This window comes from Bradyrhizobium sp., assembly GCF_049586575.1.
Taxonomy (GTDB): Bacteria; Pseudomonadota; Alphaproteobacteria; order Rhizobiales; family Xanthobacteraceae; genus Bradyrhizobium.
In genome coordinates this window covers 1-23,063 of the sequence record NZ_JBAVCF010000314.1, presented here as the reverse complement: position 1 = coordinate 23,063, position 23,063 = coordinate 1, and the positions used below count along the sequence as shown (strand labels likewise).

Below are 23,063 nucleotides of genomic sequence, written 5' to 3'. Positions count from 1 at the left end.
GCGAATCCAGCCGCCGATTTCGGCCGCATCGTGGCGACCGCGATTGTCGAGCCGGCGGTCTTCATCGCGATGGCTGGGCGCGTCAGGTTCGGTCTTGGCGTGCCGAAACAGCATCAAACGGCGCATGAGGAATTCCGATTCGATTCAGCACTAGTGTCCCGATTCCGAAGTTCGTGGCATTTTGCGGAGCCGCGTTTCGAACTTCGGAATCGACAGGACACTAGCAAAACTCATTGATCTCGTGTGGCCTGGGTTCAAAATTCCGCATGACGGACGCGCGGCAACATCGATGCGGACTTTTGAACCGCCACGCCAGCGAATTAATCGACTGTTGCGGCCAAGGACAAGGTGACAAGCGCTGGATCGATCCCGTAAGAAAACGATATGAGCGATATCCTTACCAGAACAGATAGCGGGACCGATACCACCCGCGCGCGGCTGACTTTCGACGTAGATGCCGACATTTGCGTGGTCGGCGGGGGGCTTGCCGGTCTGACGATAGCTCTGGAGGCTTCGCGCCTCGGCGCCAGCGTCGTCGTGCTGGAGGGCCGTCACATCGGTTGGGGTGCCTCCGGCGCCCTGCTCGGCACGGTGATGCCGGGCTACAACCTTGCGCTCAAGGACCTGATCGCGCGCATCGGGCTGGAAGATGCCAAGGAGCTTTGGGAATTGTCGAAGCAGGGCGCCGAATATGTCCGCGCGCAAGCGACTGAAGAGTCGATGCCGGGAATTTCGGTCTCCGAGGGCGCGCTCGAGGTTTCCAACGTCGATGTCGGAGATCGCCTGATCAGCCAACTGCAAATGCTGGCAGAGGATTTCGATACCGAGGTCGAGGGCTGGCAAGTCGATCAGGTGCGCGCCCAGATCAAGACCGATCGCTATTTCCACGGCGTCTATTTTCCTGGAGCATTCCAGATCGATGGCCGCAAGTATGTCCATGGCCTGGCGGCCTTGGCTAAACGTGCCGGTGCGCGGATTTTCGAGGATACCCCGGTGGTGGGCATCGACGCATCCGGGATCCGCAAGCGCATCGTCACGCCATCGGCGCGCTTGCGCGCCTCGCACATCGTTCTCGCCGGCAATGTTCATCTCGGCGCGCCGTTGCGGCGCCTGTCGGAGACGTTACTGCCGGTCTGGCGCTACGCCGGCATCACCGAGCCGCTGGGCGCGCGCCTTGACGAGGTGATCGCGTTCAAGGGATCGGTGACCGATACCGACGGTATCGACCAGTTCCGTGTCGTTGATGGCGATCGCCTGATGTGGGCGAGCCCGGAAACCACCTGGGATGCCCGCCCTCAGCGATTTGCGCCCGCCATCGCACGCCGCATGCGCACGATTTTCCCGCGCCTCGGGCCGGTGACGATCTCCGACGTGTGGGGCGGCGCCATCGGCCAGACGGTGCACGGCATGCCGCAGATCGGCCAGTTGCGCAAAGGCCTTTGGGTGGCGAGCGGCTTCGGCCGGCAGGGATTGGGCACGACTGCGATGGCGGGCCAGCTGATCGCCCGCAGCATTCTGTGGGGCGACGAACGCTGGCGGCTGTTTTCGCCGTTCGAACTGGTGTGGGCGGGCGGCGCGGCGGGGCGCGTTGCCGGTCACCTGATTGGAATGTGGTCGCGCGGCAGTTCTGCTGCCGCCGGCGCGTTGGCCCGCTACCGCGAGCGGATGCGCAAAAAGGAGCGGATCCGCGAAGCGCGATTGGCCGAAGCCAACCGGCTCGCCGGAACAAGGCCGCCGCGGCCCCGTCCGCCGCCCGGGCAACCCAATCCGAGACCGCCGCGCATGGACCGTCCGCCCCCCGATCGTCCAGAGGCGTCGGTCGCGGCCGGCCCCGGCGAGGGGCGCGCCTGAGACGCAGACTATCGGTCGCAAGAAAGTGAGAAATTGGCGGCCAGATGGGTGTAACTTTCACGGTTGGCGCCCGTATTTGGAACCGTAGACACCTCCCGCTTCGCACGGAGACCACCATGATCGATCGCCGTATCCTGCTTGCGACCACCGCCGGTTTGTTCGGCTTTGCGGCCCTGCGCTGGTTGCGCGGCGAGCCCGCCCGCGCCGCGGAGAAGTTCGAAATCGAAAAGACCGACGCGGAATGGCGCGCCCAGCTCACGCCGCAGCAATATGAAATCCTGCGCAAGGAAGGCACCGAGCGCCCGTGGACCAGCCCGCTGCTCAAGGAGCATCGCAAGGGCACCTTTGCCTGCGCCGGTTGCGACCTGCCGCTGTTTGCGTCGGAGACCAAATTCGAGAGCGGCACAGGCTGGCCGAGCTTCTATCAGCCGCTGCAAAATGCCGTCGGCACCCACCAGGATCGCACCTTCGGCGTGCTGCGTACCGAAGTGCATTGCCGTCGCTGCGGCGGCCATCTCGGCCACGTTTTCGAGGACGGTCCGAAGCCGACCGGCTTGCGCTACTGCATGGATGGTTATGCGCTGCAATTCCACGCTGCGACGCCGACCGCGAGCTAGCTTTCCGGAACTTTGCTCCCGGCAATTGTTGCCCGCCCGGCAAATGTGCCCCGGTCCCAGGACCGGGGCATTTTCGTTTAAGTGCTTGAAATAACTCGACCGTCGCCTTTGGCACGGCGATTGCGACGTCTCCTCCGACGCTGGCCATGCGTGGGCAAGCCGCCCCGCGGCCCGTGGGATCGAATGTGGAGACAAAGTTATGGGTATCTTCGACGCACTGAACACGGCAGTGGGTGGCCTTCAGGCGCAATCCTTCGCATTGCAGAACATATCCGGCAACATCGCGAACGCCTCCACCGTCGGTTACAAGGGCATCAATACGAGCTTCGAGGATCTGATCCCGGAAGCGCTGACGGTCGACAAACAGGTGGCCGGCGGCGTCACGGCGCATGCGCAACAGACCGTCACCACGCAGGGTACGGTTTCGTCTTCAACAGTTGCGACCAACATCGCCATCAATGGCGACGGCTTCTTCAACGTGCAAAAGCCGACCGGCACCGTCGACAACACGCCGACCTTCAATGGCGTCACCGATTACACCCGCGCCGGCGATTTCCAGGTCAACGCCCAAGGCTTCCTGGTCAACAGCTCCGGCTACTATCTGATGGGCGTCAACGTCGACCCGAAAACCGGCAACCCGACGGGCAACGTGCCGACGGTTCTCAATTTCAACAACAACTTCGTTCCGGCGCAGGCGACGACCGCGATCCAATATGCCGCCAACCTGCCGACGCTACCGGTGACGGTGGCGAGTCCGAACGCTACGGCCGGAACAATCACCGCCGCGGGCGGCCTCAACCAGGCTGATTTCGGCGTCAACAACCCCGTGGTGGCGGGCACGCCGGCGCAGCCCTTCGTCAACGCGTCCACGACCGGCAACACGGCCCAAGACGCTTCGGCCAACAAGATCACCACTGCAACGCTGCTCAGCGCCTTGCCCACGCCGATTAGCGGCGGCAACGTCGTCGTCAACGGAACGACCATTACGTTTTCCAACAGCGCCACCACAACGACCCCGCCCTACAATATCGACACCACCGGCGGCACAGTTGGCGATCTGCTGACGACGATCGACCAGATCACCGCCAACACGACGAACGCCAGCAGCATCACGAACGGCCAGGTCACGCTGGATACGGGCACCGCCAACGATCTCAAGGTCACCAGCGATACCGCAGGCATCTTTTCGGAGCTCGGTTTCTCGAGCCTTCCGTCGGCGGCCCGCACCGGCGGCGGGTCGGTTGGCACCGGTTTGGTGACCGGCAACGATGTGACCACCTTCGACAATGAGAGCATCAGCGGCGGCGCCATCACGGTGTACAACTCGGCCGGCACGCCGGTAAACGTCCAGCTCCGCTGGGCAATGACGGATAGCGCCAGCCTTGGCGCCGGGCACACCAATACCTGGAATCTGTTCTACCAGAGCGACTCGGGCGCCACCGGCAGCCAGACGGCCTGGACCAATGTCGGCACCAATTTCACGTTCAACTCAAACGGCGTCCTGACCAGTCCGTCCGGCGGCGGCGTCTCGATCCCGAATCTCACGGTGAACGGTCAGCAAGTCGGAAACGTGTCGCTCAATTTTTCGACCGGCGCGCTGTCGCAATTCGCGTCGACCACCGGCGCGGCGACCATCGGCCAGGTCACGCAGAACGGTTTTGCCGCCGGCCAGCTCCAGTCTGTGGCCATCAACAATTCTGGTCTCGTGGTCGGCACGTTCTCCAACGGCCAGAACATCGACCTTGCCGAGATCACGCTGTCGCACTTCAACGGCACGAATTACCTGCAAGCGCTCGACGGTCAAGCCTACGCGGCGACCGAACAGTCCGGTGCGGCGATCCTGGGCGCGTCGGGAACGATCGCGGGTTCATCGCTCGAAGGTTCGAACACCGATATCGCCGACCAGTTCACGAAGCTGATCGTGACACAACAGGCCTATTCGGCCAACACCAAGGTGATCACCACGGCCAACGACATGGTTCAGAGCTTGCTGAGCGTGCTGCGTTGATCGGGTGTCTGCGTAACCCAATTCAAGGCGGGTAAAGATGGGTTTGAGTTCTGCCCTTGCCACTGCGATGAGCGGCCTGCGCGCCAACCAGGCCGCGCTTGCGATCACGTCGGGAAATATCGCGAACGCCCAGACGCCGGGCTATATCGCCGAGACCGCCAACCAGAGCGAATTGTCTGCCGGGACCGGCGGCGCAACCGTCCAGGTGAACGGCGCCACACGCGACCTCGATGTGTTCATTCAGAACCAGTTGCGCACCGAGACCGGCGGATCCGGCTTCGCCGACCAGATGTCGAACATCCTCGGACAGTTGCAAAGCGTCTATGGCACGCCGGGAGGCACCGGCACGCTGGAAACCGCCTTCAGCAGTTTCACCAGCGCGTTGCAGGGGCTGTCGACCAACCCCGGCGGCCTGTCGGGGCAGACCACGGCGCTGGGCGCGGCGCAGACGCTGGCGCAGCAGCTCAATGCGACGTCGCAGGGCATCCAGACGCTGCGCTCGAACGTCGAACAGGACATCGGAACGTCGGTCAACCAGGCGAATTCCGATCTCAGCAAGATTGCCTCGGTCAATACGCAGTTGGAGGGCCTGGGTCCGAACGATCCTTCTGCCGCCACGCTGGAAGATCAGCGCGACAGCGCCATCAACGATCTCTCGAGCCTGATGGACGTCAAGGCGGTGACCGACGGCGCCAATCAGGTCAGCGTCCTGACCAACACTGGCGTTCAGCTGGTGAGCGGCAGCCAGGCCTCGCAATTCGCGTTCTCATCGGCAGGAACACTGAGCGCGACGTCGCTCTATAGCGCCAATCCGACCCAGAACGGCGTGGGTACGCTGACGCTCAAGCTCCCGAACGGCGCCAATATCGATGCGATCGCCAACAATGTGATCAGCTCGGGGCGGATCGCGGCCGATATCCAGTTGCGCGACCAGACGCTGGTGCAGGCGCAGAACCAGGTCGACCAACTCGCTGCGTCGATGTCGAGTTCGTTGTCCGACCTGACGACGCAGGGCACTCCGGTCTCTTCGGGCTTGACGTCCGGGTTTACCGTCGATCTGTCGAATCTGCAGGCCGGCAACTCGATCAATCTGACCTACACCAATGCCCTGGGCCAGCAGCAGCAGGTGAAGGTCGTCGCCGTTACCGATCCAAGCGCGCTGCCGCTGGCGAGCCCGACTGGCACCAGCCCACAGGTGATCGGGGTCAATATCTCCGGCGGCGCCGGTTCGGTGGCGCCGCAGCTAAATGTGTCACTCGGCGCGACCCATTTGCAATTCTCCAATCCGTCCGGCAACACGCTGCAGGTCGTCGCGAGTTCGGCCGACAACGTGAAGGTCAACTCGGCCTCCACGACGACCACGGTGACGTCGCTGACCAGCGGCAACCCGCAACTGGCAGTGTTTACTGACTCAGGTTCGCCTTACACCGGGGCCATCACCGGCAGCGGTTCTGAATTGACGGGACTCGCAGGCCGCATAGAGGTCAATTCGGCGTTGCTCGCCGACCCGGCGGCGTTGACGGTTTTCAACAACTCGCCGCAAACGCCGGCCGGCGACAACACGCGCTCCAATTTCCTGTTTTCGCAACTGACCTCCGCCACATCCACCTTCTTGCCGCAATCCGGCCTTGGTTCGAAGACTGCGCCATTCAACGGCACGATCGGCAATTACTTGCAGCAGTTCCTGAGCCTTCAGGCCAATGCGGCCTCGTCGGCCACGAGCTTGCAGCAGGGCCAGGCCGTCGTCATCAGTACGTTACAGCAAAAATTCAATTCCACTTCCCAGGTCAGCATCGACAGCGAGATGTCGAACCTGATCGCGTTGCAAAATTCCTATGCGGCCAATGCGCATTGCATGTCGGTCGTACAGTCGATGATGACTACCCTGATGCAAATGCAGTTGTAGGGCAATCAATATGGGTATCAACAGTATCGGTTATAGTGGTTCGCTGTTCGGCCAGGCGGTGCTGAACCTCAACAACCAGCTCACCAACCTTTCGACGGAACTCGCGACCGGCGAAAAATCGACCACCTATGCCGGCATGGGCATCAATGAAGGCTTCGCGGTCGCGGCGCGCTCGCAACTTTCGAATATCTCCGCGTTTGGCGACACCATCACCAACGTGAATACGATCATCGGCGCCGCCAACACCGCGTTGCAGTCGCTGACGAGCATCGCCACCACGGTGCAGAGCGACGCGTCCACCACGTCGCAGGATATCAACAGCACCGGACAAACCATCGGGCAGGCAAATGCGCAGAGCCAGTTCATCTCGATGGTGGGAATTCTCAACACCCAGGTCGGCGACCGCTACATCTTTTCCGGCAGCGCCATCAATACACCGTCGGTCGCTCCTGCCGACCAGATCCTCAACGGCAACGGGACACAGGCTGGGCTAAAGCAGGTTATCGCCGAACGCGCGCAGGCCGACGGTACCACCGGGCTCGGCCGCCTGGTGATCTCATCGACGACCGTCACCGGAACGGCACCCACTAGCACGGGCACGTTTTCGGTCTCCGAAGATGCGGCTGGCTCGCCATTCGGTCTGAAGCTGAGTTCAGTGTCGTCGGGCCTGACCGGCGCGACGGTCACGGGCCCTTCCGGTTCGCCGGCCTCGGTGTCGTTCAGCCTTCCGGCCAACCCCAATCCCGGTGATCAGGTGACGCTCAACTTCAATCTCCCTGATGGTACGACTTCGTCGGTGACGTTGACGGCGACGACCCAGAATCCGCCGCCAACGGGCAGTTTCTTGATCGCAACAACGGGGACCGGCGCGCCCGATCCCGGCACGACGGCTCAGAATTTGAACACCGCGCTGAACACGGCGATCGGAAAGCTGGCCAATACGACGCTGGTCGCAGCGTCGGCCGTGGCCGCCGGCAATGACTTCTTCAATCCGTCGAGCAGCGCAACCGGAGCAGTCGCCAACGACCAGGAGGCGACGCCGCAGCCGATTACGGGCGCGACCTTGCTGTCGGGTGCGGCGGGAACCGCCTCGCTCTCGACCGGATTTCAGAACGTCGACGCGATCACGGTCAACGGCACGACCGTTACGTTTTCGACCTCCTCAGCCACGTCGTTGACGGGGCCGACCTACAATATCAACCCGACCACCGGCACGGTCGGCAACCTGCTGTCGGCCATCGACTCGATCACCGGCACCACGACGCCATCCTCGATCGACGGCGGCGCCGTCACGATCAACGCGCCAAACGCCGCCAATTTCTCGATCTCGGCCTCGTCCTCGGATCCGAACGCGCAAGCTGCCCTCGCGGCGCTGGGCTTCTCGCAAGCCGCCGGCACCGCGACCACGACCGCGTCAGGTACAACCATCAGCGCGATCCAGCCGCCGCTGCGCGTCTCCGGCTCGCCGCTGAGCAGCGCTACCAAACTCGTCAACGGATCGGCCGACACGGTCGCCTGGTACACCGGAAACAACTCGCCGGACCCGCGTGCTTCGTCCACGGCGCTGATCGATTCAGGGATTTCGGTTCAATACGGCCTTCAGGCCAATGAGCAGGCCATCCGCCAGCAGCTGGAGGGCACGGCGGTCTATGCCGCCCTGACGGAATCGCCGACCGGTACCAATTCGGCCGCGCAAGCGGCGGCGCTGAGCACCCGCATTGCGACCAACCTGACGTCGCAGCGGGGGCAGCAGCAGATCTCGGACATCCAGACCGATCTCGCTAATGCCCAGACCACGATGAAGGCGGCCAGCGCCCGGCAAACGCAGACCCAGACTCAGTTGCAGAACATGATCGACGGGACGGAGACGGTCTCGACGCAGCAGGTAGCCAGCGAGATTCTGGCGCTTCAGACGTCGTTGAGCGCGTCCTATCAGACGACTTCCATCCTGTCCAAGCTGACGCTGACCAACTTCCTTCCGCCGGGCGGCTAATAAGGATCGCGTGAGGGGCGTCCTACGGCTGAGCGCCATAAAGCTTTCGTTAACCATAGCTGTTTACTTCTCCTAACGCGGGTTAACGCATTGGCTGCCGTTGGCGCGCTCTTATTTTACGGCCCCGGCTGATTGTCCCTGGGAGTCTGAGGTCTTGGCGATGCTGCACGGTAGCGTTCGGTTTCAGGTGTGGGAGACGGAAGGCCTCTCGAGCCGGTCGCGGTCGGCCTCCGCGATGGCCGAACTGTTCGCCCCGCTCGATCGGCTATTGGCCGCCGGTGGCGACTCCCGCCTCTTCATCAATCCAGCGAGTGGCTTGAACGAATATGGTTGTCAGCCAACGCCTTGCCCGGAAACGCTGAGCTTCTCCTCGAGTACGGCGACGTCGATTTCCGAACGCGCCTATCACCGCGCGCAAGCCGCGCGCGAAGGCCTGATGCGATCCGCGATCGACGTTGGGATCGACGCTGCCTTCGATGACCGCATCGAAGAGATGCGGGATGAGCTGCGGGCCCATCTCGGACTTGCGCCCACGCTCGCCGATGTCGTGTTTTCGCCGTCCGGCACGGATTCGCAACTCCAGGCATTGTTTCTCGCACGCACGTTGCTCAGCCCCGAGCTTGTCACGGTGGTCGTGGCGGCCGACCAGACCGGCAGCGGAACCGTCAACACGGCGCGCGGCTGCCACTTCAGTGCGGCGACGGCCAATGGCGGCCGGGTTCAAAAGGGCGAGGCGATTGCGGGGTTGGCTCAGGCGGTGACCAGCGTCGCGCTCCCGCTGTTCGACGAGGCGGGCGCGGCCCGTTGCCATACCGCCAGCGATTTGATGGTGTTCGACGCCGTCGAGCGCGCCGTGGCACGCGGCGGCAAGGTGATGCTTCAGGTGATGGATTCCTCGAAGTTCGGCTGGCGCGCGCCGAGCGATACATGCCTTGAGGCGATCACGGCGCGCTGGCCCGGCGAAGTGCAGATCGTCGTCGATGCCTGCCAGATGCGCCTTGGCCGCGCGCGGCTCAAACGATATCTGAAGCGGGGCTATCTGGTCATCGTCACCGGATCGAAGTTTTTCACCGGTCCGCCTTTCAGCGGCGCGATACTGGTGCCGGGCGCCTTCGCGCGTCATCTCGATGCGGCCAGCGCCATTCCGTCGGGACTGCTCGAATACAATAGCTGTAGCGACTGGCCGCAAAACTGGCCGGCTCTGCGATCGCGCTTTCCGGTCAGGACGAATTTCGGTCAATGGCTGCGCTGGGAGGCCGCGATCGAGGAGATCGGCGCCTATTACCGCGTGCCGGATTCCTTTCGTAAAGCTGCGCTGACGACCTTCGGTCGGGCGGTCGAAAGATTGATCGCGGCATCGCCGTCGCTTGATCTCTTGCCCTGGCAGGCTCGGCCGCTCGATGCCGCCGATGAAGAGCTGGCACAGCGAACGATCTTTTCCTTCACGATCCGGCATGGCGACGGTCTTCGTTCGCTTTCCGACTGCCGGACGATTTATCGCGCGCTGGCCGGCCACGCCGTGGCGGGCGATCCAAAATCGGCGAAGCAAGCCTGTCTCATCGGTCAGCCGGTTGCACTCGGGCGCGATCCGTCGCCGCCGGCCGCGCTTCGGATCAGCGCGAGCGCGCGTCTCGTCTCGGAAGCGTGGTCGCCGAGCATTGACGTGGCCCATCGCAACCTGCAACGCACGATCGACGACACCGGCGCCGCGATCGCCCATCTCGAAGCCTTGCTTGAATCAAATCAGTGGAACTGACCATGGATCGTGACATGGCCGCGGCCGACCTCGCGCGTTATCCGAGCGCCGACCGGATCGGCTTTGCCCGGCTGACGAGAATGGCGTTTGAAGGCGGCGATCTTCGACCGCTGCGGGACCGCTTGATCGGCAAGCTCGCCAACGGGACGGCCGACGCCGGCGAGGGCCTCGATCTCGCGCTGATTACGCAGCTCATGGGCGACAAGCAGACGGGATTGGCGCTTCAGGCAGAAGTTCTGGCCGCTCATCAGTTGTACCGATCGCCTTGTTCGTCGGAGCGGCCGAAATTGCGCGTGCTGGCGCTCGCGGCTGCGATCGATATGGGCGGCAACACGCCGATCGAATTCCTGCTTGAAAATTCCGGCATCGAACTCCAGACGCTTTATGTCGTCTCGGGCGTCGATTTGCCGACGCCGCTCCCCGAACACGACGTGGCGATCGTGATCGCCTCGGATTCGGAAGAATGCGTCGAAGCCCTGCGCAAGATCAACGATCTTGCGGGGCGTTGGCCTCGGCCGCTGCTCAACCCGCCGCGCCTTGTCCGCAACCTGGACCGCGACAAGCTGCATGGCCTGTTGCGCGGTATCGACGGGCTCGAAATTCCGGCGACGCTCGGTGTAACGCGCACAGAGATACTATCGGTCGCGCAGTCGCAGGCGGATATCTCTTCGCTCGCAGCCGAATTGAAATTCCCGATCATCATGCGGCCGCGCGGTTCTCACGCGGGCGTTGGTCTCGACAGGATCGACGATGCGGCGGCGATCGCGCGCTACCTCGCCGAGCGGCCGGCTGACGAATTTTTCGTCTCCCGCTTCGTCGACTACTCCAGCCCGGACGGCCTGTTCCGCAAATACCGGGTCGTGTTCGTTGGCGGCAAGCCCTATGCCTGCCACATGGCGATCGCCGACCGTTGGGACATCTGGTATCTCAACGCGGGCATGGCGCAGAGCGCAGAAAAGCGTCGCGAAGAGGAGCGCTTCATGCGCGACTTCGACGGCGACTTCGCGCTGCGCCATGGGGGCGCACTCGCCGCGGTCGCGAGCCGCATTGGCCTCGATTATTTCACGATCGACTGTGCGGAAAACAAGAACGGCGAGCTGTTGATCTTCGAGGCCGACAATACGGCCGTGGTCCACAACATGGATTCGCCTGACGTGTTTCCCTACAAGGGGCCGCAGATGCGCAAGATTTTCGACGCCTTTGCGGCCATGCTGGATCGCGCGAGGCCGGACCGGGAGCAGGCGGCGTAGAGGCTGTTCGCTCCCGCCCGTCGTCAGGCGACGGCTTGGTCGGGGCGAGATTGCAACAGCCGCAGGATCTCAGGCGCAGGCACCGGCCGGCTGAACAGGAAGCCCTGCATCTCCGAGCAGCCGAGCGCGCGAAGCGACTCCCTTTGCTCGGACGTCTCGACGCCTTCAGCCAATGTCATCATGTCGCGCGCGGCCGCGATATTCACCACCGCCTGCACGATCGAGGTGCCGCCTTGCGAAGCAAGGTCGCTGACGAAGCAGCGGTCGATCTTGATCTTGTCGAAGGGAAAGCGCTGCAGATAGCTCAGCGACGAATAACCGGTGCCGAAGTCGTCGAGCGCGATCCTGACGCCGAGCGCCCGAAGCTGATGCAATATCGTCAGCGCCGCCTCGTCGTCGCGAATGAGAACCGCTTCGGTGATTTCCAGTTCCAGCCGCCGAGCCGGAAGCCGCGAAACCGCAAGCGCCGCCGCGATCTTGAGCGCCAGCGAGCCGCTCTTGAACTGAACCGGCGACACGTTGACCGCCAGCTTGAATTCGCCTGGCCATGTCATGGCGTCCCTGCAAGCGGTATTGAGCACCCATTCGCCGAGTTCGTTGATCAGGCCGGTCTCTTCGGCGACCGGGATGAAATCCACGGGCGAGATCATTCCGCGTTCGGGATGCCGCCAGCGCACCAGTGCCTCGCACCCGGTGATGCTGTTGTCCTCGAGGCTGACGCAGGGCTGGTAATAGACTTCAAATGCGCCGTCGAGCAGGGCCTGGCGCATGTCCATTTCGAGCACGCGGCGCGCCTTGACCCGCGCGTCCATCGCCGGTTCGAAGAACCGCCAGGTCCGGCGGCCGGACGACTTGGCGGCATACATCGCAAGATCCGCGTTCTTGAGAATCTGGTCGAGACCGGAGCCGTGCTGCGGCGCCACCGCAACGCCGACACTGGCGTCTGATGTCACCAGATGGCCGAAGCATTCGAAGGGCGCGCGAATGGCTTCGAATATCCGTGTCACCAGCCCGATGATTTCAGCCTGGTTGCGAACCGCGGTCTGCACGACGGCGAATTCGTCGCCGCCAAGGCGGGCGATAAATTCGTTCGGGTTGGCCTGGCGGCAGAGGCGGGCTGCGACCGACTTGAGCAATTCGTCGCCGGCCTGGTGCCCGAGCGTGTCATTGATGTTCTTGAATTCGTCGATGTCGATATAGATCACCGCCAATTGCTGGTCAGGCGCGATGCGGGCGAGTTCCTGCCCCAGCCGTTCGTGAAACAGCGCGCGGTTCGGCAGATCGGTCAGTGCGTCGTAGTGGGCGAGGTGCCTGATCTGTTGTTCGGCGCGCCGCCGCTCGGTGATGTCCTCGTGGGTTGCGACCCATCCTCCCCCGGCAACGGGCTTGTTGACGATCAGGATCGTCCGCCCATCGGGCGTCTCGGTCTGATTGTGGCTCGTCGTTCCTTCCAGCATGCCGCGGGAGAGGATGGCGCAGTATTCGTCGACGTCGCCGTCGAACGTTCCCATCTGCTTGCGATAGCCGACAAGGTCGCGAAGGCCGATGCCGGGTTTCACGACATCCGGCGACAGCCCGTACATCGCCATGTACCGCTGGTTGCTGACGATCAGCCGTTCGGTCGAATCGAACAGCAAGAGACCCTGCGTCATATTGTTGATGGCTATATCAAAGCGCACGTTTTGCGCCTGCAAGTCGCGTTCCCGCGCCTGCAGCTCCGCCGAGCGCTTGGCGACGAGCTGTTCGAGGTTGCGATTGACGGTGTCGATTTCCTCGATCATCAGCGACATCGACCTCTCGGTACGGCGCTGTCGCGATCGAACTCGTCATAGGCGCTGTCGATCAAGGCTGCGAGCTTGTCGACGTCGACTACACCCGCAGCGTCGGTGGCCTTTGCGATCTGGTTGGCGATCAGACGGTGCACGGTCAGGATCCCACTGTCGGCGCTTCACGCGTTCCGAAACAGAAAACGAGCGCGACCACTTCCGGATCGTCCGCGGTCGGACTCCAGCGTGCCTGCAGGTTCCAGGTGATCTGCCGCGAATGCATATTCTCTGCCATAGCGCCCGTCCGTTGCGCTGGTAACCAACTACTCGCAACGCCTGAATAGTTGGTTAGACCGATCGTCAGCCTGACGCGGTTGCACGCGATTCGATCTCTATGCTTGCTGCAGCCCTAACGTGTTCGCAGACTTTTCGGATGGGCTTGAAAGCTGCCGTTAAAGAGTTGCAAGATGTTCGGCACCACGCGGCTTTGATGGGGTCCGATTTCGGTGCGTGGGGCGCCTTGGCGGGCGAAAAATCCGCTCAGGGAAGGGACGTCGGGAATGGCCGAGCCGGTCGAACAAGACAACATGCTCATCGATTGGGATGTCGGCATCACCATGGACGACGGCGTGGTGGTTCGGGCGGACGTGTTCCGGCCCGGGGTTCCGGGAAAATGGCCGGTGCTTCTGACTTACGGTCCCTACGCGAAGGGACTCTCCTTTCAGAAGGGCTATCCGAGCGCCTGGCAGAACATGATCGCTGGTCACCCGGACGTCGCGTTCGGATCGACCAATAAATATCAGAACTGGGAAGTGGTCGACCCGGAGAAATGGGTTCCGCTTGGCTATGTCTGTGTGCGGGTGGATTCCCGGGGAACCGGCCGGTCACCGGGTTATGTCGATCACTTTTCGCCGCGCGAGACGCGCGATTTCTACCGATGCATCGAGTGGGCGGGCGTTCAGCCATGGTCCAACGGCAATGTTGGCCTGAACGGCATTTCCTATTACGCGATCAACCAATGGCACGTCGCCTCTCTTCAGCCACCCCATCTGAAGGCCATGTGCATCTGGGAGGGGGCAGCGGATTGGTATCGCGACATGACGCATCACGGCGGCATCCTGTCGACGTTCTGGGCCAACTGGTACGACATGCAGGTCAAGACCGTGCAATACGGCCTGGGCGAGAGGGGGCCACGCAGCGTCGTTACGGGCGTGCTGGTCTGCGGTGACGAGACCCTGTCCGATCACGAACTCGCGCGTAATCGCGCAAGCTTCGGCGACGAGATTCTGGCTCATCCGCTCGACGATGACTACCACAAGGCGCGTTCGCCCGACTGGAGCAAGGTCACGGTGCCGTTTCTGTCGGCGGCCAATTGGGGCGGGCAGGGCTTGCATCCGCGGGGTAATTTCGAAGGCTTTGTTCGGGCCGCCTCGAAACAGAAGTGGCTCGAATGCCACGGGCTGGAGCACTGGACGCATTTTTACACCGACTATGGCCGCGAATTGCAGCGCCGGTTTTTCGATTTTCATCTCAAGGGTGAGGCGAACGGCTGGGGCGATCAGCCAAAAGTTCAGCTTCAGGTTCGTCACGTCGATAAATTCGTCGAACGGCATGAGGCAGACTGGCCGCTACCGTCTACGCTCTGGACCAGGTTCTACCTTGATCCTCGAAATCAAACTCTTTCCCTGGAGCCCCCGTCCGAAGAGGCCGAGATCTGCTTTTCGGCTGACGGCGACGGGCTGACATTCATGTCTCAGCCGCTTTCGGAAGCAACTGAGATCACCGGCCCGATGGCCGCGAATCTGCGCGTTTCTTCCAGCACCGAGGATGCCGACGTCTTTCTCGTGTTCCGTGTCTTCACGGCGGATCTGCGCGAGATCACGTTTCTTGGTGCGATCGACCCGCATACGCCGGTTGCACAAGGGTGGCTGCGCGCCTCGCACCGCAAGCTCGACGAGAAATTGTCAAAACCTTATCGTCCATACCATAGCCACGATGAGCTACAGCCGCTTCGACCCGGAATACCTGTCGATCTCGCCGTCGAATTGTGGCCGACGTCGATCGTCGTGCCGAAAGGATGCCGCATCGCGTTGAGCGTGCGTGGAAAGGACTACATGTGGCAGGCGGGCAGCGGCGCAAAGCTTTCCAATTTCAAGAACGAACTGTTGGGATGCGGCCCCTTCTTGCACGATGATCCCCGTGATCGGCCGCGCCGGCTCTTTGCGGGAACAACGACGCTGCATCTCGATCGGGAGGGGTGTTGCAATATTTTGCTGCCGGTCGTCTCGCCTCGCTAGGCAACGATCGGTTGGGTTGGCGTTCGCGATCAGAAAGCCCGGTTTCAAAAGAGGCTTCGGTCGGCATTAACAAGATTGTGGGGAGGGATTGCATGAGGATTTCACGCCGCAAATTTGTATCCGGCATTGCCGGAGTAAGCCTGTCGGGTGCCGCGACGTTCAGGGCGAGGGCCGCCGATGGGCCGATCCGGATCGGGCTACTGACGGTCAAGACCGGGGCGCTGGCTTCGGGCGGCATCGACATGGAGCGCGCGCTGATCATGTATCTGAAAGAGCGCAACTACATGCTGGCGGGCCGCAAGATCGAATTGATTACCGGCGATACTGGCGGGGTTCCGGCGACAGCGCGGACCAAGACGCAGGAGATGGTGGAGAAGAACGACGTGCATTGCCTGATCGGGCCGCTCGCCGCGTTTGAGGCGCTGGCGATCGACGACTACATCCGCCAAAACAGGATGCCCACGCTTTCGGTCGCAGCCGCCGAAGACATGACCCAGCGCCACCCCAATCCCTGGTTCGTTCGCGCCACCTCAACCTCCTCGCAATGCGCGCATCCGCTTGGCGAATACGCCGCCAAGGAGTTGAAGTTCAAGCGAATGATCACCGTCGCCGACGACATCGCCTATGGCCAGGAAATGTGCGCCGGCTTTCAACGCGTCTTCGAGGATAATGGCGGCCGGATTATCCAGAAGCTGTTTCCGCCACTGACCGTGCCGGACTATGGAAGCTTCGTGGCCCAATTGAAGAATGCGGATGCGGTCTTTCTGGGTTTGGCCGGCTCGAACGGCTTTCGCTTTCTCAAGCAATTCGTCGAGTACGGCTTGAAGGACAGGATGCAGGTTATCGGCGGCATGACAGCGCTTGACGAAGCGGTGCTGCGCAACATGGGCGATGAGGCGCTCGGTATCATCACGACTTGCTGGTATTCGGCCGAACTCGATAACCCGCCCAACCGGCCCTTCGCGCCGGCCTTCCGCAAGGAGTTTGGGTATGATCCGGGATTCTATGCCGCGAGTACTTATGTCAACGGCGCGGTGCTTGAAGCCGCCGTCAAGGCGGTGAACGGCAAGGTCGAGGATCGGCCGGCATTGATGGCGGCGCTCCGCGGAACCAACGTCGAAACGGTGAGGGGGCCCGTCAGGTTTGACGATCTCGGCAACGTCGTTGGCAACGTCTATTTGCGCAAGGTCACGCGTAAGGACGGACGGCTGGTGAATTCGGTTTTCAAGACCTATCCCGACGTCAGTCAGTTCTGGACCTATGGCAAGGAAGCGTTCCTCGCCAATCCAGTTTACTCGCGCGATTATCCGCCAGCCAGATATCTGGAGTGATAGCCGCCTCGCCGCGGGCCTGTCACCGCATGTTGACGCGTGTTGCGGCCTCAGCCGAAAGGGTCGCGAAAATGATAGCCTTCGCGGGCGCAAATGATTCGAAAGTGGCCACGCGCCCGCGCGCATTTGGAGCAGGGGTTTGTCGCATCCATGGAATAGCGCCTCTGCGCGGCTGCCGAACCTGGCGCGTCTGCAGCGACAGGCCGTCAGCTCATTCGAGCAGGGGCACTTCGACAAGGCCGAAAGGCTGTGTAGCGCGATCCTCGAACATCGCGGCGACGATTTCGACGCGCTGCATTTGCTGGGTTTCATCCGCTTGCAGCGCGGGCGTCACGCCGAGGCGATCGGCTTTCTGACCAAAGCGCTGAAGGTCGATGCCGCGTCGGTCGACGCGACGTCGAATCTCGGCCTTGCACTTCATGGGGCCGGACGTTTTGAGGAAGCCATTGCGCGATATCGCGATGCGCTGGCGCTGACCCCGCACCATCCGGAAATCCTCTACAATCGCGGCAATGCTTATCTCGCGCTCGACCGCATCGATGAGGCGCTCGCAAGCTATGACGAGGCGCTGGCGCACAATTCCTCCCATGTCGGCGCGCGCGTCAACCGCGGCAACACGCTGTTGCGTTTCAACCGGCCGGCGGATGCGCTTGATAGCTACGATCGGGCGCTCGCGACCATGCCGGGCCATCCGCAAATCCTGACCAACCGCGGTCATGCGCTGCGCCGGCTCGATCGTCCGCAGGAGGCGCTGGCCGACTTCGCGGCCGCGTTGAAGAAGAGCCCGGAATTTCCCGAGGCTCATTTCGAGGCGGCGCTCGCTCATCTGACGCTCGGCGATTTCGATGCCGGCTGGAAGGCTTATGAATGGCGCTGGAAGACGGGCGCGTTTGCCGACAAGCGGCGCTCGTTTCGTCAGCCGCTATGGCTCGGCAATTCGCCGCTTTCCGGCAAGACCATTCTGCTCCATGCCGAGCAGGGGTTTGGCGATACGCTTCAGTTCATCCGCTATGCGCCGCTGCTCGTGAGTTCCGGCGCGCGGGTGATTTGCGAAGTGCAGCCGGAACTGGTGTCGCTGTTGTCACAGCTCGACGGCATCGAGATCGTCGCCAAGGGCTGCGAGCTGCCGCACTTCGATCTGCATTGTCCGTTGCTCAGCCTCCCCCTGGCCTTCGGCACTGAACTCGCGACCATTCCCGCCAAAATCCCCTATCTTGCCGCGCCCTCATCGCGCCTGGCCCACTGGCGCGGCCACCTTGGCAATAGCGGTCCGCATGCCGGCTTCGTATGGTCCGGCTCACCGATGCACAAGAACGACGCCAATCGCTCGATACCACTGGCGCAACTCGCTTCGCTTTTCGAGAATTTTCCGTTCACCTGCGTCAGCCTGCAACGCGAGATGCGCGATGCCGACCACGACGTCTTGCAGAGGCTGCCGAACCTCAGGGATCTCGGGCCGGAGCTTACGGACTTCACCGAGACCGCCGCCGTCATCTCGTTGCTGGACGTTGTCGTTTCCGTCGATACCGCAGTGGCGCACCTTGCCGGCGCGATGGGCAAGCCGGTCATGATCCTGCTGCCGCATGCGGCGGATTTTCGCTGGCTGCGCGCTTCGCAGGATACGCCCTGGTATCCGACCGCAAAACTGTTGCGGCAGCCGGCTTTCGGCGACTGGGACAGCGTCATCGACGACCTTGCCAATGAAATGTCCGCTCGGGAAGGGGCGGGGATCGGCCGTTAGGATTTCGTTAACCACGTCTGTTTACTGATTGGTGACAATTGCGGCCACGGGTGCCGCCCAGATTGGGCACCAGCCGCGGGAGCGCCTCATGACCGAGCCAGTTCACCTCGTAGTGGCCACGCCCTGCTTCGGCGGCCAGGTCTCCACGCTTTACGTCAACTCCATCTTCGCGCTGCAGAGCGCGGTACGGTCGCTGTCGAATCTTCGCCTCAAGGTCGAGTTGCGCGATGGCGATGCGCTGATCACGCGTGCGCGCGCCAACCTGATGACGGCGTTTCTCGACGATCCCACCGCGACGCATCTTCTGTTCGTGGATGCCGATATCGGCTTTACGCCCGATCAGGTGTTTCGCCTGATCGAGTCCGGCGCCGATGTCGTGGCCGGCGTCTATCCGATCAAGCGCGTGAACTGGGAGAAGGCGCAGCGCGCCATCGAAGGCCGGCGGCCGAACATACCGGCGGCCGCGCTCGACTATGTGCTCGAGATCAACGATCCGGATCATGTCGCCGTCGTCAACGGGTTCACGCGGGTGCGCTATGCCGGAACGGGTTTCTTGATGATCCGCCGCCAGGTATTCGAGAAAATGTGCGCGCATCCCGATTATGCGCCGCTGCAATTCCTTCGCGAACACTCGCACGACAAGCTGGCAGGAAGCCCAAACCGCTTCGCGCTGTTCGAATGCATGATCGATCCGGCGACCGGCACTTACCTGAGCGAGGATTTCGCCTTCTGCAAACGCTGGACCGATATCGGCGGTGAGATCTGGGCCGATCTGCAGAGCCGCCTCGACCACGTTGGGCCATCGGTGTTCCGTGGCGAAGTCGCCTCGCAATTTGCAAGCCCGGTGTTGGCGACCGATGCGGCCTGAGCCGGAAGCTGCGCTTTCACATCGATCCGTCGTTCCCCGGCCGCGTTGCGCCGAACGCATCGGCCTTGCCAGACTGACGCGCGCGGCCGAAGCGGGGCATGATCTTCGACCGCTATGGCGGCGGCTGATCTCGCGCCTGCTTGACGGCACGATCGAAGCGGGCGAGGGGCTCGACCTTTCGGTGATCGCGCAACTGCTGGGCGACAAGGAAGCAGGATTGGCGATCCAGAACGCCATTCTTTCTTCGCATCAATTGTTCCGCTCGCCTTGCGCAGCAAAACCGCCGCGGTTGCGTGTGCTGGCGCTTGCGGCGGCCACCGACATCGGCAGCAACACGCCAATCGAATTTTTGCTGGAAAGCAGCGGAATCGAATTGACGACGCTCTACGTCATGCCCGACATCGACTGGCCCGACTGGTTGCCCGATCATGACGTGGCGATGGTGATTGCTTCGGACTCCGAGGATTGCCGCAACGCGCTCGACAAGATCGCTGACGCGATGACGCATTGGCCGCGGCCACTGCTTAATCCGCCGCAACTCATCGGCAATCTCGATCGCGACAGGCTGCACGGCCTGCTCGATGGAATCGCGGGACTTGAGATTCCGCCGACGATAGGCGTCACACGCGAACAACTGTCGCTGCTTTCGCAATCGAGACTCGCGCCTTCCGAACTATCTTCCGGCGTTTCCTTTCCTGTTATCGCCAGGCCGCTCGGATCGCATGCAGGCAAAGGTCTTGCGAAGCTCGATGATGCTGTTGCAGTCGAGCATTATCTCGACGAACATCCGCAAGATTCATTTTTCGTTTCGCGCTTTGTCGACTATCGAAGCGACGACGGCTTGTTCCGCAAATATCGAATCGTCTTCATCGATGGACAACCCTACGCCTGTCATCTTGCGATCGCCGGTCGCTGGGACATCTGGTATCTCAATGCGGCAATGGCTGACAGCGCCGACAAGCGCAATGAGGAAGCGACGTTCATGCGAACGTTCGATTCCGGTTTTGCGCAGCGTCACCGCGCAGCGCTTGCCGGCTTGTCGAAGCGCATCGGTCTTGATTACTTCACCGTCGATTGCGCGGAAACAAAACAGGGATCATTGTTGATCTTCGAGGCCGACAACACGGCGATCGTCCACGACATGGATCCGCCCGATGTCTTTCCGTACAAGGTGCCGCAAATGCGAAAAGTGTTCGATGCTTTCGCTGCGATGTTACACCGCCGCGCCGGACGTCGCTGCGAGGCGGCGGCGTGACGTCATCGCCCGAGCAACCTCCGGCGATCGGGCCTGGCGAAACGCTCGATCCGCAGAATTGGGATGAGTTGCGTGCGCTAGGTCATCGCATGCTCGATGACATGATCGATCACGTCGCCAACATTCGCAAGCAGCCGGTCTGGCGTCCGATTCCGGACGAGGTTCGCGCCAGATTTCGCGCGGAGATTCCACGCAAGGGCGGAGAGCTCGGTGAGATATATCGCGAGTATTCGAATTTCATCGCGCCTTATGTGACGGGCAACCTTCATCCCGGCTTCATGGGGTGGGTGCATGGCGGCGGCAATGTTGTCGGCGCGCTGGCGGAGATGCTCGCCGCCGGACTCAACGCCAATCTCGGCGGTCGCGATCATGTTCCGATCGAAGTCGAGCGTCAGATCACCGAATGGACGCGGACCATGCTTGGTTTTCCGCTCGGAGCGAGTGGCGTCTTCGTCACGGGAACGTCGATGGCGAATCTCATGGCAGTGTGGGTCGCGCGAACGGCGGCGCTCGGCGCGGACGCGCGTCAGCGCGGCGTCAGTGGCGAGGGCGCGTTGCTCACGGCCTACACATCGAAGGCGGCCCACGGTTGCATTTCGAAAGCGATGGATCTTGCGGGTTTCGGCACCGACGCGTTGCGGAGCATGCCGGTTGATGGCTCGCATCGTGTCGATGTGGAAGCGATGCGTGCCCAGATCAAGCGAGATCGCGAGATCGGTTTGCGGCCTTTCCTCGTGGTCGGCTCCGCGGGCACGGTCGACGTTGGCGCGATCGACGATCTCGCTGGCTTGAGCGCGTTGTGCCGCGAGGAGCAACTATGGTTTCATGTCGACGGCGCCTACGGCGCGCTCGGGATGCTCTCGCCCGCGCTCGCGCCGCGTCTCGTCGGGTTGCAAGCCGCCGATTCCGTCGCGCTTGATTTTCATAAATGGGGACAGGTGCCATACGATGCGGGCTTCCTGCTGGTTCGCGACAGCGAGCGGCATCTCGAAGCCTTTGCTGCGCCGGCTGTTTATCTGCGCCGCGAAACCCGAGGACTTGCCGCAGGCTCTCCCTGGCCGTGCGATCTCGGGCCGGACCTGTCGCGAGGATTCCGCGCGCTGAAGACGTGGTTCACGTTGAAGGCGTTCGGCACTGACAGATTGGGCGCCATGATCGCGCGTACTTGCGCCTTGGCACGCTATCTCGAGGCGAAGGTCTTGGCGGAGCCGCAGTTGGAGCTATTGGCGCCGGCGCAACTCAACATCGTCTGCTTCCGTTATCGCGCGGATGACGCCAACCGCGTCAACAGCGAGATCGTCGCCGACATCCAGGAGTCCGGGATTGCGGCGCCGTCGACCACAACGCTGGACGGAAAGCTGGCGATCCGCGCCGCGATCGTCAATCACCGCACCGACGTCGGCGATCTCGATGCGCTTGTCGCGGCGGTGCTTGAATTCGGCGCGCGGCGTTCACCGGGCGCTTCAGCGGGTTGATCGCGACTTCAGATGGACTGAGCGATCAGCTCAGGCGGCCTGCTTGGCGCGAGCGTGATCGAGAAGCTTCTTCTCGTAGGCCACGAGCTTGCGCGCTTCCTTCAGCGCCTGATACAGGTCGCCGCTGAGGATATTGATGTTGATGCCCTCGATGATCGGCCACATGCTCGGCGCCGCGGTGACGAGCTCGCGCAGCAGGTTGAAGTACGTGCCGTGATTGATGTCGGGCTCCGGCGAAATGTACATCAACTGCACCGACAGATAGATGAGCTTGGCCGGCGTATCGGCGGTCTCGGGCGTCAAAATATCCTTTTCGCGCAGGATCGGGATCTTCTCGCCATCGATCAGCAGGCGGGCGCGCTGATCGGTGTTGGTGATTACGCAGGATCCGATAATGATCCGCTCGTGTGGCTTGAGTTCGACTTTTAGCGCCATGCCTGTTCTCCGTTGCCGCCCTGTGGGAAGTGATGTTCGAATTTGCGCGTTTAAACGCTCAGAACGCCGGCGACGGACTCAAACAATCGTAGCCAAATCGCAGTCTTTCCGAGTCGCTCTTAAGAATTCGTAAACGCGGCGAGAGACTCGAAAATGTGCAATGATTTCAAGGGGGAGGATGGTGAATCGATATAGTGAAAAATCTGTTTTTAGTCTTGTTTTTCAGGTATTTGGCCGAATTGGAGGAATTGGATTCAGGTTTTGTTAGAGGGCTTGCTTCCACGGTGCCTCGGTAATCCGGCCTGAAGGGTCGGGTACTTGAGAAAACCAGAAAGGTAACAGCAATGTCCGGTATCGTTCTTTCGGCGTCAGTTCGCCAAAACCTCCTCTCCCTGCAGTCGACAGCCTCGTTGCTTGCAACGACCCAGAATGACCTTGCCACCGGCAACGCGGTCAATTCGGCCCTCGACAACCCGACCAACTTCTTCACCGCGGCAGGCCTCAACAACCGCGC

15 protein-coding genes and 3 pseudogenes are annotated in these 23,063 nt (G+C 62.1%); 14 read left to right on the top strand and 4 right to left on the bottom strand.

Annotation, left to right across the window (positions count from 1 at the left end; translation table 11 throughout):
• Positions 1–126 (bottom strand): annotated as a pseudogene (locus WB528_RS12125) (histidine phosphatase family protein); the annotation flags it as partial.
• A gap of 258 nt (positions 127–384) precedes the next feature.
• Here WB528_RS12125 and WB528_RS12120 point away from each other — a divergent pair.
• The 7 genes from WB528_RS12120 to WB528_RS12090 all read left to right on the top strand — a co-directional run bounded on the left by WB528_RS12120 (position 385) and on the right by WB528_RS12090 (position 11,381).
• The gene (locus tag WB528_RS12120; protein ID WP_423888652.1) at positions 385–1,851 is read left to right on the top strand and encodes an NAD(P)/FAD-dependent oxidoreductase; all 1,467 of its coding nucleotides are present in this window, start codon (positions 385–387) and stop codon (positions 1,849–1,851) included.
• A 116-nt stretch (positions 1,852–1,967) separates the two neighbouring features.
• On the top strand, positions 1,968–2,468 hold the full coding sequence (msrB, locus tag WB528_RS12115) for a peptide-methionine (R)-S-oxide reductase MsrB (RefSeq protein ID WP_423888651.1): 501 nt from the start codon (positions 1,968–1,970) through the stop codon (positions 2,466–2,468).
• A gap of 199 nt (positions 2,469–2,667) precedes the next feature.
• Complete coding sequence (locus WB528_RS12110; RefSeq protein ID WP_423888650.1) at positions 2,668–4,476, top strand: flagellar hook-basal body complex protein; 1,809 nt, start codon at positions 2,668–2,670, stop codon at positions 4,474–4,476.
• A 37-nt stretch (positions 4,477–4,513) separates the two neighbouring features.
• The gene (flgK, locus tag WB528_RS12105; protein WP_423888649.1) at positions 4,514–6,382 is read left to right on the top strand and encodes a flagellar hook-associated protein FlgK; all 1,869 of its coding nucleotides are present in this window, start codon (positions 4,514–4,516) and stop codon (positions 6,380–6,382) included.
• Positions 6,383–6,392: 10 nt separating this feature from the next.
• On the top strand, positions 6,393–8,375 hold the full coding sequence (locus WB528_RS12100) for a beta strand repeat-containing protein (protein ID WP_423888648.1): 1,983 nt from the start codon (positions 6,393–6,395) through the stop codon (positions 8,373–8,375).
• Positions 8,376–8,535: 160 nt separating this feature from the next.
• The gene (locus WB528_RS12095; protein ID WP_423888653.1) at positions 8,536–10,131 is read left to right on the top strand and encodes a hypothetical protein; all 1,596 of its coding nucleotides are present in this window, start codon (positions 8,536–8,538) and stop codon (positions 10,129–10,131) included.
• Positions 10,132–10,133: 2 nt separating this feature from the next.
• Entirely contained in the window at positions 10,134–11,381 is a 1,248-nt protein-coding gene (locus tag WB528_RS12090) for an ATP-grasp domain-containing protein (RefSeq protein WP_423888647.1), read from the top strand.
• Between the two features lie 47 nt (positions 11,382–11,428).
• Here WB528_RS12090 and WB528_RS12085 read toward each other — a convergent pair.
• Positions 11,429–13,090 (bottom strand): annotated as a pseudogene (locus WB528_RS12085) (putative bifunctional diguanylate cyclase/phosphodiesterase); the annotation flags it as partial.
• Between the two features lie 71 nt (positions 13,091–13,161).
• Positions 13,162–13,305, bottom strand: a complete 144-nt coding sequence (locus WB528_RS12080; RefSeq protein ID WP_423888646.1) for a hypothetical protein — start codon at positions 13,303–13,305, stop codon at positions 13,162–13,164.
• 402 nt (positions 13,306–13,707) lie between these two features.
• Here WB528_RS12080 and WB528_RS12075 point away from each other — a divergent pair, with 402 nt between their 5' ends.
• From WB528_RS12075 to WB528_RS12050, 6 genes are all read left to right on the top strand, one after another.
• On the top strand, positions 13,708–15,444 hold the full coding sequence (locus WB528_RS12075; protein ID WP_423888645.1) for a CocE/NonD family hydrolase: 1,737 nt from the start codon (positions 13,708–13,710) through the stop codon (positions 15,442–15,444).
• 92 nt (positions 15,445–15,536) lie between these two features.
• The gene (locus tag WB528_RS12070) at positions 15,537–16,775 is read left to right on the top strand and encodes an ABC transporter substrate-binding protein (RefSeq protein WP_423888644.1); all 1,239 of its coding nucleotides are present in this window, start codon (positions 15,537–15,539) and stop codon (positions 16,773–16,775) included.
• A gap of 139 nt (positions 16,776–16,914) precedes the next feature.
• On the top strand, positions 16,915–18,516 hold the full coding sequence (locus WB528_RS12065; protein WP_423888643.1) for a tetratricopeptide repeat protein: 1,602 nt from the start codon (positions 16,915–16,917) through the stop codon (positions 18,514–18,516).
• A gap of 88 nt (positions 18,517–18,604) precedes the next feature.
• The gene (locus tag WB528_RS12060) at positions 18,605–19,384 is read left to right on the top strand and encodes a hypothetical protein (protein WP_423888642.1); all 780 of its coding nucleotides are present in this window, start codon (positions 18,605–18,607) and stop codon (positions 19,382–19,384) included.
• Positions 19,374–20,639 carry an ATP-grasp domain-containing protein gene (locus tag WB528_RS12055; protein ID WP_423888641.1) on the top strand — a complete coding sequence of 422 codons (1,266 nt, stop codon included), beginning with the start codon at positions 19,374–19,376 and terminating at the stop codon, positions 20,637–20,639. Before WB528_RS12060 ends, WB528_RS12055 begins: the two co-directional genes overlap by 11 nt.
• Positions 20,636–22,114: a pyridoxal phosphate-dependent decarboxylase family protein gene (locus tag WB528_RS12050; RefSeq protein WP_423888640.1), complete on the top strand. Its 1,479-nt coding sequence runs from the start codon at positions 20,636–20,638 to the stop codon at positions 22,112–22,114. Before WB528_RS12055 ends, WB528_RS12050 begins: the two co-directional genes overlap by 4 nt.
• Before the next feature lie 30 nt (positions 22,115–22,144).
• Here the strand turns inward: WB528_RS12050 and flbT are convergent, their stop codons facing one another.
• Positions 22,145–22,549 (bottom strand): flagellar biosynthesis repressor FlbT, encoded by a 405-nt coding sequence (gene flbT / locus WB528_RS12045; RefSeq protein WP_423888639.1) that lies wholly within the window; start codon positions 22,547–22,549, stop codon positions 22,145–22,147.
• Between the two features lie 344 nt (positions 22,550–22,893).
• Here flbT and WB528_RS12040 point away from each other — a divergent pair.
• Positions 22,894–23,063 (top strand): annotated as a pseudogene (locus tag WB528_RS12040) (flagellin); the annotation flags it as partial.

Coding starts and splice junctions, on each gene's coding strand:
- WB528_RS12120 (WP_423888652.1), top strand. CDS start 385: ATGAGCGATATCCTTACCAGAACAGATAGCGGGACCGATACCACCCGC.
- msrB (WP_423888651.1), top strand. CDS start 1,968: ATGATCGATCGCCGTATCCTGCTTGCGACCACCGCCGGTTTGTTCGGC.
- WB528_RS12110 (WP_423888650.1), top strand. CDS start 2,668: ATGGGTATCTTCGACGCACTGAACACGGCAGTGGGTGGCCTTCAGGCG.
- flgK (WP_423888649.1), top strand. CDS start 4,514: ATGGGTTTGAGTTCTGCCCTTGCCACTGCGATGAGCGGCCTGCGCGCC.
- WB528_RS12100 (WP_423888648.1), top strand. CDS start 6,393: ATGGGTATCAACAGTATCGGTTATAGTGGTTCGCTGTTCGGCCAGGCG.
- WB528_RS12095 (WP_423888653.1), top strand. CDS start 8,536: ATGCTGCACGGTAGCGTTCGGTTTCAGGTGTGGGAGACGGAAGGCCTC.
- WB528_RS12090 (WP_423888647.1), top strand. CDS start 10,134: ATGGATCGTGACATGGCCGCGGCCGACCTCGCGCGTTATCCGAGCGCC.
- WB528_RS12075 (WP_423888645.1), top strand. CDS start 13,708: ATGGCCGAGCCGGTCGAACAAGACAACATGCTCATCGATTGGGATGTC.
- WB528_RS12070 (WP_423888644.1), top strand. CDS start 15,537: ATGAGGATTTCACGCCGCAAATTTGTATCCGGCATTGCCGGAGTAAGC.
- WB528_RS12060 (WP_423888642.1), top strand. CDS start 18,605: ATGACCGAGCCAGTTCACCTCGTAGTGGCCACGCCCTGCTTCGGCGGC.
- WB528_RS12055 (WP_423888641.1), top strand. CDS start 19,374: ATGCGGCCTGAGCCGGAAGCTGCGCTTTCACATCGATCCGTCGTTCCC.
- flbT (WP_423888639.1), bottom strand. CDS start 22,549: ATGGCGCTAAAAGTCGAACTCAAGCCACACGAGCGGATCATTATCGGA.